We start from the raw sequence: 15979 nt of genomic DNA on the forward strand, positions 1-15979 counted from the left end.
AGGTCATGTTCCTCAAACGTTTGGACGTTGTAGGATTTAAATCTTTCGCAGAGAAAATTTCGATTGATTTTGTACCTGGTGTCACGGCAGTGGTTGGACCAAACGGAAGCGGTAAAAGTAATGTGACCGATGCAGTCCGATGGGTACTTGGAGAGCAGTCCGCGAAATCACTGCGTGGAGCGAAAATGGAAGATATCATCTTTTCGGGAAGTGACACGAGGAAAGCGTTGAATTTTGCGGAAGTATCATTGACCCTTGATAACGAGACCAATTCCCTACCGATCGACTTTCATGAAGTCAGTGTGACAAGACGTGTATATCGATCGGGAGAAAGTGAATTTTTCATTAATAATCAAGGTTGCCGTCTGAAAGACATCATAGACCTTTTCATGGATTCTGGTCTTGGGAGAGAAGCATTTTCCATCATCAGCCAAGGGAAAGTGGAAGAAATCCTAAGCAGTAAGGCTGAAGAAAGACGAGTGATCTTTGAAGAGGCAGCGGGTGTCCTGAAGTATAAAACTAGAAAACGAAAAGCGGAATCGAAGCTGACGGAAACACAGGATAACTTAAACCGGGTCCATGATATCCTCCATGAATTGGAGGGGCAGGTGGAGCCATTAAAAATTCAGTCTTCCCTCGCCAAGGAATTTTTGGCGAAGAAAGAAGAGCTTGAGCAAATAGAAGTGGCTTTAACCGTTTTTGAAATAGAAGAGTTATATGAAAAATGGGAAAAACTGTCACAAGAACTTGAAAAACATAATGAAATGGAACAGCAAATGGCAGGACAGCTTCATGACAGGGAAGCGCATCTCAAAAAACTAAGGGATAGTCTTGCGACGCTTGAGACATCGATCAATGGACTTCAGGAAATTCTCCTGAATGCCAGTGAAGAACTTGAAAAGCTTGAAGGCCGTAAAGAGGTTTTGAAAGAACGGAAAAAAAATGCTGCCCAAAACAAGTCACAGCTAGAAAAAGCGATTGTGGAAGGTGAGGCTGCCGTCGAGCGTTTGTCTTTGCAAAAGAAAAGAGAAACGGAAATCCTGCATGCACTGAACTTGGAAGTGAAGGGGATTTCTGAAACCTTACATGAAAAACAAAAAAGCCTGGGCCTTTTCAATAGTGATATTGAAGCGATGATCGAAGCGAAAAAGAGTGACTATATCGAGTGGCTGAACAAGCAGGCATCGGCAAAAAACGAAAAACAATACCTGCTCCAGCAATTAACGCAGCAGGAACATAAAAATGCTAAACTTGATATGGAAAATGAAAAGTTCTTAACCGAAAGAATGGATATCACTGCTAAAAAAATGGAATATTCACAGCTGATGGAAAATATGACTAAGCAGCTTGAAGAGCATGTCACTTATTTCCGAAATCAGCAGAATAAATTGAATGCTGCAAAAGATACGTATCAAAAACAAGAAACCACCCTTTATAAGGCCTATCAATTCCTTCAACAGGCAAAATCTCGTAAAGAACTTCTTGAAGAAATGGAAGATGATTATGCAGGCTTTTTCCAGGGTGTAAAAGAGGTTTTGAAAGCGAAAGAAACCCTTCGAGGCATTGAAGGGGCAGTTGCGGAATTGATAAAGGTTCCAAAGGAATATGAAACGGCCATCGAAACGGCTCTGGGCGGAGCGATGCAGCATGTTGTCGTGGAACGCGAGGAGCATGCACGGGAAGCCATTTCCTTCTTGAAGAAAAATAGGTATGGGCGTGCGACGTTCTTGCCTTTATCAGTCATAAAGGCAAGAGAGGTATCAGCTAACCAACTATCGATGCTGAAGAGTCATCCAGCTTTTGTGGGGACAGGTTCCTCATTGATACAATATGATGATAGGCATGCAGCGATTGCTGAAAATCTATTAGGAACGGTGATGATCACCACTGATTTAAAAGGTGCAAATGACCTGGCGAAAATGATGCAGCACCGTTTCCGCTTCGTAACACTTGAAGGGGATATCGTCAATCCAGGTGGCTCAATGACTGGTGGAGCCTTAAAGCAAAAAACGACCTCCCTGCTTTCAAGGAAAACGGAATTGGAAGAGCTCCATCAAAAACTTGCTGCAATGGAAGCTAAAACGAATCAGCTAGAAAAGCAAGTCAAACAGCTCAAAGTGGATTTGGGTGTTCAAGAGCAAACGCTTGAACAAACCAGAAAAACAGGAGAGAGACTTCGATTACAAGAACAAACCCTTAAGGGCGAGCTCCGTGAAGTGGAGCTGCAGGAAAGAAATGTGAATGAACGGCTGCATCTTTATGATTTGGATAAAAATTCATATTTAGAAGAACAACAGCAAAAAACAGCAAGACTTGAAGAGCTGGAAGAACTTTTGGAATCATGTAAAACTGAGATTGAAGGGCTGGACCGGTTGATTTCCGAAATGACCGAACAAAAGCAATCTCAGCAATCCTCAAAAGAGAGCCTTTCTGAAGAAACGAATGAACTGAGGGTAATGCTTGCCTCTAAGCGCGGCCAGCTGCAAAACCAAAAAGAGAAGATGGAACGCATTGAATCGGATCTTTCAAAGGAAACAAGCAGGCTTGCCGAAAACAAAGATGATTTAGGGCTCCTGACCAATGAAATGACAGACAGTTCAAGCGGGGAAGAGTCCCTGGAAGATATGGCTCAGCAGAAATTGCTCGATAAAAATGGAGCAATTGAAGGAATCGCCATGAAAAAACAGGAAAAAAACGAGCTTCTCACGGAAGTTGAAACGCTTGAACTGTCCTTGAAAGAAGAAAATCGACTTTATAGAGGCATTGTCGAAGTGATAAAGGATGAAGAAGTGAAATTAACTCGTCTGGATGTCGAACTGGAAAATCGCCTCGACCACTTGAGAGAAGAATATACCCTTTCCTTTGAAGGTGCTAAAGAACAGTATCCATTGATGATGCCTGCAGAAGAGGCTCAAAAAAGGGTGAAGTTAATCAAGCTTGCAATCGAGGAACTGGGGACGGTGAATCTAGGTGCAATTGATGAATACGCACGTGTAGCTGAACGCTATGAATTCCTTCTTAGTCAAAAGGAAGATCTTCAACAGGCGAAAGATACATTATTCCAAGTCATCGATGAAATGGATGATGAAATGAAGCGGCGCTTTGCCGAAACCTTCTATTCGATCCGTGAAGAATTCGAACAAGTCTTCAAAGCTTTATTCGGCGGAGGCAGAGCGGAGCTGAAGCTGACAAATCCGGATGATTTACTAAATACAGGAGTAGATATCATTGCACAGCCTCCCGGGAAAAAACTGCAAAATTTGAGCCTCTTATCCGGGGGAGAACGAGCATTGACAGCCATAGCCCTTTTATTCTCCATTCTAAAAGTGCGTCCGGTGCCTTTCTGTATCCTTGATGAGGTCGAGGCAGCGCTTGATGAGGCGAATGTCGTCCGGTTCAGTCAATTTTTAAGGAAGTTCAGCAGGGAAACGCAGTTCATCGTGATCACTCACCGCAAAGGCACGATGGAAGAGGCGGATGTCCTATATGGAATTACGATGCAGGAGTCAGGTGTCTCCAAACTTGTTTCCGTCCGGATGGAAGAATCAGAAAACTTTATGGAAGTTTAAAATTCATGAATTAGAGGAAGTGGGACAATGAGTTTTTTCAAAAAGCTAAAAGAGAAATTTACGACCCAGGAAGAAAAAGAAAAATCAGTTGAAGCAGAAATATCCATAGGAGAAAAATTCAAACAAGGTTTGACAAAGACGAGGAATTCCTTTACGGGAAGGGTTAATGAACTTGTTGCCCGTTATCGGAAAGTGGATGAGGACTTTTTTGAAGAACTTGAAGAAATCCTGATACAGGCAGATGTAGGCTTTGATACTGTGATGGAACTGATTGATCAATTAAAAATGGAAGTCAAGCTTCGCAATATCTCTGATACGAGGGAAGTGCAGTCCGTTATCTCCGAAAAGCTTGTTGAAATCTACCAAGGTGATGATGAAGCGACTTCAAGCCTCAATATACAAGAAGAAGGTTTGACGGTCATTTTGTTTGTAGGGGTTAATGGGGTAGGTAAAACGACGACCATTGGTAAACTCGCCCATAAATTCAAAACAGAAGGTAAATCTGTCGTATTGGCTGCCGGGGATACCTTCCGTGCCGGTGCGATCGAACAGCTTGAGGTTTGGGGAGAGCGTGTCGGTGTCAGTGTAATCAAACAGGGTGAAGGCTCTGACCCTGCAGCGGTCATGTTCGACGCCATTCAGGCCGCCAAGGCACGAAAAGCGGATATACTGATCTGCGACACGGCCGGCCGCTTACAGAATAAAGTTAATTTAATGAAGGAATTGGAAAAGGTGAAACGTGTAATTGAACGTGAAGTACCAGGTGCACCACACGAGGTGTTGCTTGCCCTTGATGCTACAACCGGGCAAAATGCCCTTATTCAGGCCAAGACATTCAAGGAAGCGACCAATGTTTCCGGGATTGTTTTAACAAAGCTTGATGGCACCGCAAAAGGTGGGATTGTTTTGGCAATTCGTAATGAATTGGCCATTCCCGTTAAATTTGTCGGGCTAGGTGAAAAAATGGACGATCTACAGGAATTCGATGCTGAGAAATATGTTTATGGCCTTTTCGCTGATATCATCGATAAAGAAGAGGTTTAGAAAAATTGTAAGCCGGAAGAGATAATTCTCTTCTGGTTTTTTGTTCACAGTGTTTATTTGGAGGAACAATTGCAGAAAGGTCTAAAAAAGCGGCGGAAAAAAGAAAAAAATAATGCTTTGCAATCAAGTGGTAAGGAGTTTAACTTGACATCAAATAAACAAGGCTTTACAATATAAACTTGTAAAGGGTTTTCACTTAACAGCAGGGAGGCTTGCTAAGATGCTTGAAAAGACAACGCGGATTAATTATTTGTATGACTTTTACCAATCGTTGTTAACGGAGAAGCAGCAGAGCTACATGTCCCTCTACTATCTGGATGATTACTCTCTTGGCGAGATTGCCGAAGAATACGAAGTCAGTAGGCAGGCAGTCTATGATAATATAAAAAGAACGGAAGCGATGCTTGAGGAATATGAAGCAAAGCTTTTGTTATTTCAAAAATTTCAAGAGCGTAACCAGTGGATTGCGAATATGAAGGGACTCATAGAAAAGGATTCCTTTTCAAAAGAGGAGCTGCTTGACGCAATCACAACGCTTGAGAAGTTGGATTAGGAGGCGGCAATATGGCATTTGAAGGATTGGCCGACCGACTGCAAAGCACGATGCAAAAAATTCGCGGAAAAGGGAAGGTCAACGAAGCGGACGTAAAAGAAATGATGCGTGAAGTCCGATTGGCCCTGCTTGAAGCGGATGTTAACTTTAAAGTCGTGAAGGATTTTGTAAAGCGTGTCAGTGAACGTTCGGTAGGTCAGGAAGTGCTGAAAAGCTTAACCCCCGGTCAACAGGTAATTAAAGTAGTTAAGGAAGAATTGACGGAGCTGATGGGCGGCGAACAAAGCAAGATTGCCGTTGCCTCGAAACCGCCGACTGTCATTATGATGGTTGGGCTTCAGGGTGCTGGTAAAACGACGACCACCGGAAAGCTTGCCAATCTTCTTAGGAAAAAATACAACCGCAAGCCATTGCTCGTTGCGGCTGATATTTACCGTCCGGCGGCGATTAAGCAGCTTGAAACACTTGGCAAACAATTAAGCATGCCTGTTTTCTCCCTTGGGGACCAGGTCAGCCCTGTTGAAATTGCCAAACAGGCAATTGAAAAAGCTAAGGAAGAACATCATGATTATGTGTTGATTGATACCGCAGGCCGCCTTCATGTTGATGAAAACTTGATGGGCGAACTGAAGGATATCAAAGAGTTGACAAAACCTGATGAAATCTTCCTGGTTGTCGATGCGATGACAGGTCAGGATGCGGTCAATGTAGCCCAAAGCTTCAATGAACAGCTAGGCCTGACTGGAGTCGTCTTAACGAAACTTGATGGGGATACACGTGGTGGTGCGGCACTTTCAATCCGTTCAGTCACCGACACGCCGATTAAATTCGTCGGTATGGGGGAAAAATTGGATGCACTTGAAGCGTTCCATCCAGAACGGATGGCGTCAAGGATTCTCGGCATGGGTGATGTATTGACCCTAATCGAAAAAGCACAGGCCAATGTAGATGAAGAAAAAGCGAAAGAATTAGAGAAAAAGATGCGTACAGCCACTTTTACCTTTGATGATTTCCTTGATCAGCTTGGTCAGGTGCGGAATATGGGACCGCTTGATGATATTCTGAAAATGATTCCCGGTGCGAATAAAATGAAAGGGATGGACAACCTTCAGATCGATGAGAAACAGATCGGTCATGTGGAAGCTATCATCCGTTCAATGACTACGCATGAAAAGGAACATCCGGAAACCATGAATGCATCCCGCAAGAAACGGATTGCCAAGGGAAGCGGCAGATCGATTCAAGAAGTGAACCGTCTACTGAAGCAATTCGAAGAAATGAAAAAGATGATGAAACAGGTTACGAACATGCAAAAAGGAAAGAAAAAGGGATTCAAATTCCCGTTCATGTAAGGTTTATTTTAGGTCGAAACTGAAGTGAAATACAGGTCAAATCCATGTATTTCAACACTTTTTTTACCTGTTAAGAAAAAAACCTTTACAAACATGCAAGACATTTGATATTATACTATCTTGTGTGAAACTATTCGGAGGTGCTTATTTAAAATGGCAGTAAAAATTCGCTTAAAACGTATGGGAGCTAAAAAATCTCCTTTCTATCGTATTGTAGTTGCAGATTCTCGTTCACCACGTGACGGACGTTACATTGAAGTGGTAGGAACTTATAACCCGGTGTCTCAACCAGCTAAAGTTGAAATCAACGAAGAGCTTGCTCTTAAATGGTTACAAGATGGAGCTAAACCATCTGATACAGTTCGTAACTTATTCTCTACACAAGGCATCATGGAAAAATTCCATGTTGCAAAAAACAGCAAGTAATCGACGGTAGTTGATGAAAGCACTGATTGAAACGATTGTTTCAGCACTTGTGGATTATCCGGAAGAGGTCATCGTGAGCTCCAAGGAAGAGTCCGACCGGATTGTTTATACCCTCTCCGTTCATAAAGAGGACATGGGCAAGGTGATCGGTAAACAAGGGCGTGTTGCTAAGGCGATTCGGACTGTGGTATATGCAGCAGGATCTTCACAGCAGAAGAAAATCTATTTGGAGATTTCCGAATAAGGAGGGTTAATACCCCTCCTTTTTTTGTACTTCAAGAAAGTGAAATTCCGACTTGGATCCTTATTGAATAGACCAGGACTTTAAACTTTACGCCTTTTTAAGACGCATCTTTTAGCGATTTACGTTATACTTAAGAGAATGACCCCCATTTCAAAAAGATTACCCCATCATACATATTTTTTGAAGGAAATAAGAAATCATAGATAATAGGAGGTGCTGGAATGAAAATTCTCCAAAATGTAATCGTTAACCAAGTATTAACGGAATCCAGCAAGAATCAGCTCCTCGAGAAATACAAGTCAAAACGCCTTCAGCTTCAAAAAGAGAGTGAACAGCTTCGCTTTGAACTGAAAAAACTTGAAAAAACAAGAACTCTCCAACCTGCTAGTCTCCGTGCTCATTTTGAAAAAGAAATAAACCAGAGGCAAGAAAAAATTAAACTGCTTGAATTTCAAATGGAGCAGTTGGAGATCCTTCCCGCAGGTAGTGAATTGAAGGAACGGGAAGTTCAAAGTATCATTGATGTGGAAATTGGGGCAGATTGGGACGAAATTATGGCAACGAAGACCATTGTCATTAAAGATGGAATCGTCTCGGAAATTCGTTAGAGGTGAAAGAATGGAAAAATGGTTTAATGTAGGTAAAATTGTCAACACACATGGTCTTTTAGGAGAGGTCCGTGTTATTTCTTCAACAGACTTTCCAGAAAAACGATACAAAGTGGGAAATACTCTGTATTTGTTTAGGGACACGGAGAAAAAACCTTTGCCGCTTATCGTCAGGTCGCATCGCACCCATAAAAATTTTAACCTGTTGACGTTCGAGAACTATTATAACGTCGGACAGGTCGAGGCTTTTAAAAACGGGGTCCTGAAAGTCAAGGAAGCACAGCTTGGTAAATTGGACGAAGGTGAGTTCTACTTCCATGAAATCATCGGCTGTTCGGTATTTACGGATGAAGGCATGGAAGTTGGGGAAATCATTGAGGTTCTTACTCCTGGTGCCAATGATGTTTGGGTCATTAAGAAAGCTGGCAGTAAGGACATCCTGATCCCGTATATTGAACAAATTGTAAAAGAAGTGGATATTTCCGCTAAAAAGGTCATCATTACACCGATGGAAGGACTTTTGGACTGATGAAAATCGATGTGCTTTCGCTTTTTCCAGAAATGTTCGAAGGGGTATTTGGTTCGTCAATCTTAAAAAAGGCTGCGGAAAAGCAGGCTGTCAGCTACAAGGTGACCAACTTTCGAGATTATGCAGATAATAAACATTCGACGGTAGACGATTATCCGTACGGCGGCGGTGCCGGAATGGTATTGAAGGCACAACCGATCTTTGATGCTGTGGAGGCTCTAAAAGGGCAAGGTGAGCTAACCCCAAGGGTAGTCCTGCTTTGTCCCCAGGGAGAGCGTTACACGCAGAAAAAAGCCGAAGAGCTTGCTGGAGAGGAACATCTCATTTTCATTTGCGGGCATTATGAAGGGTATGATGAGCGCATCCGGGAGCATGTCGTCACTGATGAAATATCGATTGGTGACTTTGTGCTTACAGGAGGGGAATTGGGTGCAATGGTCATTATTGACAGCGTTGTGCGCTTGCTTCCTGGCGTTCTGGGAAATGTTGACTCCCCGATTCTTGATTCCTATTCTTCTGGTTTGTTAGAGCATCCCCATTATACTAGGCCTGCAGATTTCCGGGGGATGAAAGTTCCCGATCCGCTAATATCCGGGAATCATAAAAAAATCGATGAATGGCGGATGAAGGAATCTCTGCGCAGAACTTGGATTCGACGTCCGGATTTGCTCGATAGTTATGAACTATCGGAAGTTGAAAAAAAATTATTATCCGAGATTAAAAAAGAAGACTGATGGCTATTGCATCGTCGTTTATAGTATGATAGGATATAACTTGTGACTTGGGCAAAATGCTCAGTCTTATAACGATGTTCCGCTGCAAACAATGAGTATTTGCAAGAGCGTCCAGGAGGAGTTGAAATCGATGCAAAATCTTATTAACGAAATCACAAAAGAACAACTTCGCTCAGATCTTCCATCATTCAGACCTGGTGACACAGTACGTGTACACGTAAAGGTTATTGAAGGAACTCGCGAACGTATCCAGTTGTTTGAAGGCGTTGTAATCAAACGTCGTGGCGGCGGAGTTAGTGAAACTTTCACAGTGCGTAAGATCTCTTACGGCGTTGGAGTAGAACGTGCTTTCCCTGTTCACACACCAAAAATTGCGAAACTAGAAGTTATCCGTCACGGTAAAGTACGTCGTGCGAAACTTTATTACCTACGCGAACTTCGTGGTAAAAAAGCACGTATTAAAGAAATTCGTCGTTAATTCTTCGAATATCTTCATGCGGGTTTACCATGATCCACATAAGGTGAATAACCAAACAGTATCATGCAAAAAAAGGGAGCTTGTTTATCAGGCTCCCTTTTTGCACTTTAAGAAACGATGAATACACATACGGTGAGAACTATATAGAATCCTGCTCGCTATAGCGTCCGTATCATGTTAAAATAATTGTTGATATGCTTCAAAAAGGGTGGGTAAGGATGGCGAAAAAGAAAAATGAATTGTGGGAATGGACGAAGGCGGTCATAATCGCGGTTATAGCGGCGACGCTGATTCGTTATTTCCTCCTGGCTCCTATTGTTGTGGACGGTAATTCCATGATGCCGACATTAAAGGATACGGACCGCATGATCGTTAATAAAATCTCCTATTCGATCGGCGAACCGAAAAGATTTGACATTATCGTTTTCGAAGCTCCAGAAGGCAAAGATTACATAAAGCGGGTCATCGGATTGCCAGGGGAAAAAGTGGAATATAGAGATGATACTCTTTACGTGAATGGAAAAGCTTATGATGAGCCATACTTGGATGAATATAAAGAACAATTGATTGATGGCGGGGATTTGACGGAGCCTTTTACATTGAGCGATGTCATAGAACAAGGAACGGTACCTGAAGACACCCTATTCGTCCTAGGGGATAATCGCCGTTTTAGTAAGGATAGCCGCCATATTGGCGTGGGTGTCGTTCCTTACGATAAAGTGTTAGGAAAAACTAAATTAGTTTATTGGCCAATTGAAGACTTTCGGTTGGCGGAATAGTAGGAAGGTGGATTCCATTGACAATACAGTGGTTCCCTGGCCATATGGCCAAAGCAAGACGGGAAGTAACAGAGAAATTAAAACTGATCGACATCATCTTTGAACTTGTGGATGCCCGGATTCCGGCGTCTTCACGAAATCCGATGATCGATGAAATCATACAGCATAAACCGAGGGTTATCCTTTTGAATAAAGCTGATATGGCCGATCCGGTTAAAACCAATATGTGGCTTGAGCATTATAAATCGCAGGGGAAAACGGCGATTGCCATTAATTCGCAGGCAGGAAACGGTTTAAACCAGATTACGGCCGCTGCCAAAAAACTTTTAAAAGAGAAGTATGAGCGGATGGAATCAAGAGGAATAAAGCCGAGAGCGATCCGTGCCATGATAGTAGGCATTCCGAACGTGGGGAAATCGACACTGATCAATCGACTTGCCAAAAAGAACATTGCCAAGACAGGGAATACTCCTGGCGTCACGAAAGCGCAGCAATGGATAAAAGTTGGTAAGGAATTGGAATTGCTGGATACGCCGGGGATTCTCTGGCCGAAATTCGAGGATCAAGAAGTTGGTTTGAAGCTTGCATTGACAGGTGCGATCAAGGATACGATTTTAAACTTGCACGAAGTCTCTTTATACGGTCTCCGCTTTTTGGAAAAAGAATATCCGGATAGAATGAAATCCCGTTATAACCTGGATGTAATTCCGCAGGAAACGCTCGAATTGTTCGATGCGGTCGGAAAGTTCAGGGGCTGTTTGGCTTCTGGGGGCTTCATCGATTATGATAAAACCGCAGAGTTGGTCGTACGTGAAATCCGTTCTGAAAAGATGGGCCCGCTTACGTTTGAGGTCCCGTTGGATTATGAAGAGGTTGATATCCCCGATTAACATGAAGTGATACGGAGCTGGAGTTGGATGTCGAAAAGGTATTTCTTTTTGATGTCTCTTTTCCGCTCCGTATTTTTGTCTGAACTGAAGAAAGGAAGCAGTACTGCCGATAATTAATATGATGGGTGATAAAAGATGATAACTGCAATGAGCATTAAGGAAATCTCCTTAAAGTTAATGACTATAAGAGAGCCCGAAGATTCATTTTTACAAGAATGCCGGGAGGACGGAAGAAAGGGTGTAACCGACTTAGTAAGCAAATGGCAAAGAGCTTATGAAAAAGAACAACAGGTAAGGGATGCATTCACGGAAATGACGGAGTTTGAACGGCAATTGCGAAAACAGGGGTTTTCCATTCTGGCCGGTATCGATGAAGTTGGAAGAGGACCGCTCGCAGGACCAGTTGTGACGAGTGCAGTCATCTTGCCTGAATCTTTTTACTTACCAGGTCTTAATGATTCTAAAAAAATTCCAGAGTCAAAAAGGGAACGGTTTTATGAGATGATTTTTAAGGAAGCACTATCCATAGGTGTGGGTGTTGTACATAGCGAAGTTATTGATGAAATCAATATATATCAAGCCACGAAAAAGGCAATGGTGGCCGCAGTGAACGATTTGTCAGAACTTCCTGATCATTTGTTGATCGATGCGATGGAACTGGATGTGCCGATTCCGCAGCTTTCACTCATAAAGGGGGACGCAAGAAGCATTAGCATCTCTGCGGCCTCCATAATAGCAAAAGTGACCCGTGATAGGATGATGAAGGAATATGGTGAAAAATATCCGGAATATGGTTTCGAAAAGCACATGGGCTACGGGACTAGCCAACATTTAGAAGCACTCCGCACACATGGGCTTACACCTTGGCATAGAAGAAGTTTTGCACCAGTTAAGGAAATCGCTGCACGAACGAAGGGCTAGGGGGGATGAGTGGTGCAATCTATAACAAGCGGGCAACCCGTTTCTTCACCCATTGAAGTAAAAGGATCTTTGAGTTTGAAAAACCGGGCAAATCCTTATCGGAAAGGTGAATAAGGTTTATCCTGATCAAACGGCCGAGGTACAGATTGTCCATCAAAAAATGATTGCCAATCTCGAAATCCCGCTACGGACAGGAGAAAGGTACTGGTTTCAAGTGAAGCACCCTATAGAAGGGGGTGTGGTGTTAAAAGCTTTAAAATCCCCCGATTTGAACCTTTCCGGCTTAAAGGGAACGGCTGCGCAATTGATCGCTCATCTCGGCATGACGCCTGAACCGGCCGCAATGAAGCTTGCCGAATACCTTCTGACAAATCGGCTTCCGATAACAAAGGAAACCTTTCAGTCCGCCTTGCAATGGTTAAAAGCTGCGGATGCTGCAGAAACTGGTCTGCCTATAATAAAATCGATGTTCAATCAGCAACTGCCATTTGTAAAAGATGTATTTGATGCATGATTCACACAGTCCAAAGGTGAACCTTTCCACAAACTACTCAGTGCCTTCAAGCAACAGCTGCAAGATGTCGGGGCAGTAACGAGGACGTCCGTCAAGCTTATGGAGGTATTGGACTCTTTACATGTTGTTAAACGGAACCAGCTTCAACAAAATGGTTTGCAAAACCTAGTGACCACTTGGCTGGATCCCGATTCAACGCCAGAAATGAAATCCGGTGCATATTCCCTGCTTCAAAAGACGGGTTTAATTCCAAAGGGAATTGCAGAACCTGTCTTTCTGGAAAACTTAATGGATGGAGCTGAGGCAAGGTCCGGTATGGCCAAGAATTCAGTGATTGATAAATTACATCAAGGATTGCAGTTACTTTCCGGGGCAAAAAGCGGTGCATTTGCAAAAGTTGAAGAGATCGAAACGGCCATTTATCGCTTATTTAACGGTCATGATCATGAGGGTGCAAACCTGCCATCTGGTATCCACTCGATACAGAGAAAAAACATTTCTGCCCTCTTGCCTTTCATTTACTCCAGAGTGCTTTTACCGAAGCGACAGCTAAAAAGGCAATAGGCGAAAAAAAGAAGTGAATGATCTTATAGGCTACTTGAATATGGATACAGAGCAAATAGTGGAGTCGAAGGGTAAGGTAGCTGAATTACTGTTCCAATCGCTTATTAAGCTTCCTGAGGCCCGATACGTTGGGATTAATGAGAAGCTTGTCCTTTCACATGTACTGGAAACTGAGTTTCAAACAATCGATTTCACCAAGGGGCCTTCCGTTGCACACCAACTAAAAGAAATGACCAAGGTCCTTGGCCTTCAGCTGGAGCATGCACTCATTAATCTTTCTGGTGATGATATGAATGAGATCCCCAATGACTTAGAAACACTTAAGCCGCTGCTGCTTAAATTGCTGAATGAGCAAATTCCGGCATCTATCAAGGAGATGGCAGAACAAATCCTGAATCGGATTACTGCGCAACAGATCCTTTCGCAGGAAAATGGGCCGATTCAGAATTTGCTCCTGGCACTTCCACTTAATTTGGGATCGATTCAAACGGACCTAACTTTACAATGGAGCGGAAGGAAAACAATAGATGGCAAAATAGACCCGGATTACTGCCGAGTACTATTTTATTTAGAATTGGAACGTCTTAAAGAAACGTTCATCGACATGCATGTTCAAAACCGAATCATAAAAGTGACGGTCATCAATGGGCATGGTGCGGTCCTTGAAGAGGCAGCCGGTCGATATCTTGACATCCTAAGAGAAAATCTTGGAAAAATGGATTACAGATTATCAGGGGTTTCATTTGTAAAACCCGTGAATGAAAAAGAGCGGGACCTAAGGGTGAAACCGATTCCTTACTCAGAAGCCGGTTCATATAGCGGAGTGGATATTCGAATATGATAAATGATCATCGAAAAGAAGCGATTGCCTTAAAGTATGATCAAAGAACATCCAAAGCGCCCGTCATATTGGCGAAGGGGAAAGGTAAAACGGCTGAAAATATTCTGGAAAAGGCCATGAAACTGGATATACCGGTCCAGAGGGACGAATCGCTTGCTGCACTTTTAGGTCAATTGGATATAAATCAAACGATTCCGGAAGAATTATATGGAGCAGTTGCAGAGGTGTTTGCATTCATTTATAAAGTTGATAAGGACATGAATCGGTAGGATCCTAGTTATCCATGTGATTTCACCAAATGGAGTTCTGTTGGTTTATGTAGAATATTAGGGAAATCACTAGCGTATTTTCATTATATTAAAAAAATACTAAACTATTTACAAAAGGACAAGGCAATGGCTTTGTCCTTTTGCTTTTATTTAGGGCCAGACAAAGGATATCCGTAATTTCTCATGAAAAGGTCTCTGAGTCAATATAATGAAAAGGCTTTCACGGTAGTGTTTTAACTAGATTTATAACTGTAATGCCCCTTTTTTTGTAATAGAATTTCAAAGCAAAAATAAATGATTTTAATAAGAAAAAAACAACGGCAAAGAAGGATTTTTCCATTTTACACAGGGGTATGGAAGTATATTATAATAATATTTTAAAAATTTCGTGAAAGAAAATTATGCACGAAGGAGAATTTTGTTGTAATATGGTAGAGAAAACACGCATTAAATTTCGAAGTTGTTTTTTAGTAGATAAGGAGGATGGGAAATGAATATCCATGAGTATCAGGGGAAAGAGATATTGCGACAATACGGGGTATCCGTTCCAAATGGCCGGGTTGCCTTTACTGTTGATGAAGCAGTGGAAGCAGCGAAGGAGTTAGGTACGGAAGTTGTTGTCGTAAAAGCTCAAATTCATGCGGGCGGCCGCGGGAAAGCCGGCGGAGTCAAGGTAGCGAAGAATCTTGATGAAGCACGTACATATGCAGAAGAGATTCTTGGCAAGACGTTGGTGACCCATCAAACAGGACCTGCAGGCAAGGAAGTTAAGCGTTTACTTATTGAAGAGGGCTGCGACATTACGAAAGAGTATTATATCGGGCTGGTCCTTGACCGTGCTACGAACAGTGTCGTGTTGATGGCTTCCGAAGAAGGCGGAACGGAAATTGAGGAAGTGGCAGAAAAGACGCCAGAGAAAATTTTCAAAGAAGTAATCGATCCGGTTGTCGGCCTGACTGGCTTCCAAGCACGGAGAATTGCTTTCAATATAAATATTCCGGCTTCACTAATAAATAAAGCTTCCAAGCTGATGGTTAACTTATATACTGCTTTCGTTGAAAAAGATTGCTCTATCGCAGAAATCAACCCATTAGTGGTTACGGGCGACGGCAATGTAATGGCACTTGATGCTAAGTTGAATTTTGATGATAATGCGATTTACCGCCAAAAAGACATCGCGGAATTCCGTGATTTGGATGAAGAGGATGCAAAAGAGATTGAAGCATCGAAACATGGCCTTAGTTACATATCGCTTGACGGAAATATCGGATGCATGGTAAATGGTGCCGGGCTTGCTATGGCAACGATGGACATCATTAAACATTATATGGGAGATCCGGCTAACTTCCTTGACGTTGGTGGCGGCGCCACTGAGGAAAAAGTGAAAGAAGCTTTCAAAATCATCCTTTCCGATAAAAATGTTAAAGGCATCTTCGTTAATATCTTCGGAGGAATCATGAAATGTGACATCATCGCAACAGGCGTCGTGGCTGCTGCTAAAGAGCTTGGTCTTGATGTCCCTCTTGTTGTTCGTCTTGAAGGAACGAATGTGGACCTTGGCAAAAAGATTCTAAAAGAGTCAGGTTTAAATATTACGGCTGCTGAATCAATGGCTGATGGAGCGCAAAAAATAGTATCACTTGTAGGATAATAGGCAGGGGGGA

At 42.6% G+C, this 15979-nt stretch carries 18 protein-coding genes; all 18 read left to right on the forward strand.

From position 1 onward, the window contains the following. Positions 1-5: 5 nt before the first annotated feature. Positions 6-3569 (forward strand): chromosome segregation protein SMC, encoded by a 3564-nt coding sequence (smc, locus tag QNH43_RS07970; RefSeq protein ID WP_283917402.1) that lies wholly within the window; start codon positions 6-8, stop codon positions 3567-3569. Between the two features lie 27 nt (positions 3570-3596). After that, positions 3597-4613: a signal recognition particle-docking protein FtsY gene (gene ftsY, locus QNH43_RS07975; RefSeq protein ID WP_076366573.1), complete on the forward strand. Its 1017-nt coding sequence runs from the start codon at positions 3597-3599 to the stop codon at positions 4611-4613. A gap of 220 nt (positions 4614-4833) precedes the next feature. Beyond that, positions 4834-5166 carry a putative DNA-binding protein gene (locus tag QNH43_RS07980; protein WP_076366571.1) on the forward strand — a complete coding sequence of 111 codons (333 nt, stop codon included), beginning with the start codon at positions 4834-4836 and terminating at the stop codon, positions 5164-5166. 11 nt (positions 5167-5177) lie between these two features. Continuing rightward, complete coding sequence (gene ffh, locus QNH43_RS07985) at positions 5178-6518, forward strand: signal recognition particle protein (protein ID WP_034313716.1); 1341 nt, start codon at positions 5178-5180, stop codon at positions 6516-6518. A gap of 153 nt (positions 6519-6671) precedes the next feature. Next, complete coding sequence (gene rpsP / locus QNH43_RS07990) at positions 6672-6944, forward strand: 30S ribosomal protein S16 (RefSeq protein ID WP_076366569.1); 273 nt, start codon at positions 6672-6674, stop codon at positions 6942-6944. 13 nt (positions 6945-6957) lie between these two features. Next, the gene (locus tag QNH43_RS07995; RefSeq protein ID WP_076366567.1) at positions 6958-7188 is read left to right on the forward strand and encodes a KH domain-containing protein; all 231 of its coding nucleotides are present in this window, start codon (positions 6958-6960) and stop codon (positions 7186-7188) included. A 221-nt stretch (positions 7189-7409) separates the two neighbouring features. Further along, positions 7410-7796: a YlqD family protein gene (locus QNH43_RS08000; protein WP_034313711.1), complete on the forward strand. Its 387-nt coding sequence runs from the start codon at positions 7410-7412 to the stop codon at positions 7794-7796. A 10-nt stretch (positions 7797-7806) separates the two neighbouring features. Next, on the forward strand, positions 7807-8325 hold the full coding sequence (gene rimM, locus QNH43_RS08005; RefSeq protein WP_283917403.1) for a ribosome maturation factor RimM: 519 nt from the start codon (positions 7807-7809) through the stop codon (positions 8323-8325). Continuing rightward, complete coding sequence (gene trmD / locus QNH43_RS08010) at positions 8325-9059, forward strand: tRNA (guanosine(37)-N1)-methyltransferase TrmD (protein ID WP_192204009.1); 735 nt, start codon at positions 8325-8327, stop codon at positions 9057-9059. Before rimM ends, trmD begins: the two co-directional genes overlap by 1 nt. Positions 9060-9189: 130 nt before the next feature. Next, complete coding sequence (rplS, locus tag QNH43_RS08015) at positions 9190-9537, forward strand: 50S ribosomal protein L19 (RefSeq protein ID WP_034313702.1); 348 nt, start codon at positions 9190-9192, stop codon at positions 9535-9537. 218 nt (positions 9538-9755) lie between these two features. Beyond that, on the forward strand, positions 9756-10316 hold the full coding sequence (gene lepB / locus QNH43_RS08020) for a signal peptidase I (RefSeq protein WP_076366561.1): 561 nt from the start codon (positions 9756-9758) through the stop codon (positions 10314-10316). Between the two features lie 17 nt (positions 10317-10333). Continuing rightward, on the forward strand, positions 10334-11206 hold the full coding sequence (ylqF, locus tag QNH43_RS08025; RefSeq protein WP_076366559.1) for a ribosome biogenesis GTPase YlqF: 873 nt from the start codon (positions 10334-10336) through the stop codon (positions 11204-11206). Positions 11207-11344: 138 nt separating this feature from the next. Continuing rightward, entirely contained in the window at positions 11345-12127 is a 783-nt protein-coding gene (locus QNH43_RS08030; RefSeq protein ID WP_434060188.1) for a ribonuclease HII, read from the forward strand. Between the two features lie 106 nt (positions 12128-12233). Then, a complete protein-coding gene (locus QNH43_RS08035; protein ID WP_283917404.1) occupies positions 12234-12641 on the forward strand; it encodes a hypothetical protein in 408 nt (135 codons plus the stop codon). Positions 12642-12740: 99 nt separating this feature from the next. After that, on the forward strand, positions 12741-13205 hold the full coding sequence (locus QNH43_RS08040) for a hypothetical protein (RefSeq protein WP_283917405.1): 465 nt from the start codon (positions 12741-12743) through the stop codon (positions 13203-13205). 13 nt (positions 13206-13218) lie between these two features. Next, positions 13219-14046, forward strand: a complete 828-nt coding sequence (locus QNH43_RS08045) for a hypothetical protein (protein ID WP_283917406.1) — start codon at positions 13219-13221, stop codon at positions 14044-14046. Further along, entirely contained in the window at positions 14043-14315 is a 273-nt protein-coding gene (locus tag QNH43_RS08050; protein WP_283917407.1) for an EscU/YscU/HrcU family type III secretion system export apparatus switch protein, read from the forward strand. The genes QNH43_RS08045 and QNH43_RS08050 overlap by 4 nt, the downstream gene beginning before the upstream one ends. A gap of 490 nt (positions 14316-14805) precedes the next feature. Next, positions 14806-15966 (forward strand): ADP-forming succinate--CoA ligase subunit beta, encoded by a 1161-nt coding sequence (gene sucC, locus QNH43_RS08055; RefSeq protein WP_076366553.1) that lies wholly within the window; start codon positions 14806-14808, stop codon positions 15964-15966. Positions 15967-15979 lie beyond the last annotated feature (13 nt).

Origin of the sequence: Peribacillus simplex (genome assembly GCF_030123325.1) — a bacterium.
GTDB lineage: Bacteria > Bacillota > Bacilli > Bacillales > DSM-1321 > Peribacillus > Peribacillus simplex_D.

Excerpts from the sequence above, each read along its gene's own strand:
- smc (WP_283917402.1), top strand. The coding sequence starts at position 6 with ATGTTCCTCAAACGTTTGGACGTTGTAGGATTTAAATCTTTCGCAGAG.
- ftsY (WP_076366573.1), top strand. The coding sequence starts at position 3,597 with ATGAGTTTTTTCAAAAAGCTAAAAGAGAAATTTACGACCCAGGAAGAA.
- QNH43_RS07980 (WP_076366571.1), top strand. The coding sequence starts at position 4,834 with ATGCTTGAAAAGACAACGCGGATTAATTATTTGTATGACTTTTACCAA.
- ffh (WP_034313716.1), top strand. The coding sequence starts at position 5,178 with ATGGCATTTGAAGGATTGGCCGACCGACTGCAAAGCACGATGCAAAAA.
- rpsP (WP_076366569.1), top strand. The coding sequence starts at position 6,672 with ATGGCAGTAAAAATTCGCTTAAAACGTATGGGAGCTAAAAAATCTCCT.
- QNH43_RS07995 (WP_076366567.1), top strand. The coding sequence starts at position 6,958 with ATGAAAGCACTGATTGAAACGATTGTTTCAGCACTTGTGGATTATCCG.
- QNH43_RS08000 (WP_034313711.1), top strand. The coding sequence starts at position 7,410 with ATGAAAATTCTCCAAAATGTAATCGTTAACCAAGTATTAACGGAATCC.
- rimM (WP_283917403.1), top strand. The coding sequence starts at position 7,807 with ATGGAAAAATGGTTTAATGTAGGTAAAATTGTCAACACACATGGTCTT.
- trmD (WP_192204009.1), top strand. The coding sequence starts at position 8,325 with ATGAAAATCGATGTGCTTTCGCTTTTTCCAGAAATGTTCGAAGGGGTA.
- rplS (WP_034313702.1), top strand. The coding sequence starts at position 9,190 with ATGCAAAATCTTATTAACGAAATCACAAAAGAACAACTTCGCTCAGAT.
- lepB (WP_076366561.1), top strand. The coding sequence starts at position 9,756 with ATGGCGAAAAAGAAAAATGAATTGTGGGAATGGACGAAGGCGGTCATA.
- QNH43_RS08040 (WP_283917405.1), top strand. The coding sequence starts at position 12,741 with ATGGAGGTATTGGACTCTTTACATGTTGTTAAACGGAACCAGCTTCAA.
- QNH43_RS08050 (WP_283917407.1), top strand. The coding sequence starts at position 14,043 with ATGATAAATGATCATCGAAAAGAAGCGATTGCCTTAAAGTATGATCAA.
- sucC (WP_076366553.1), top strand. The coding sequence starts at position 14,806 with ATGAATATCCATGAGTATCAGGGGAAAGAGATATTGCGACAATACGGG.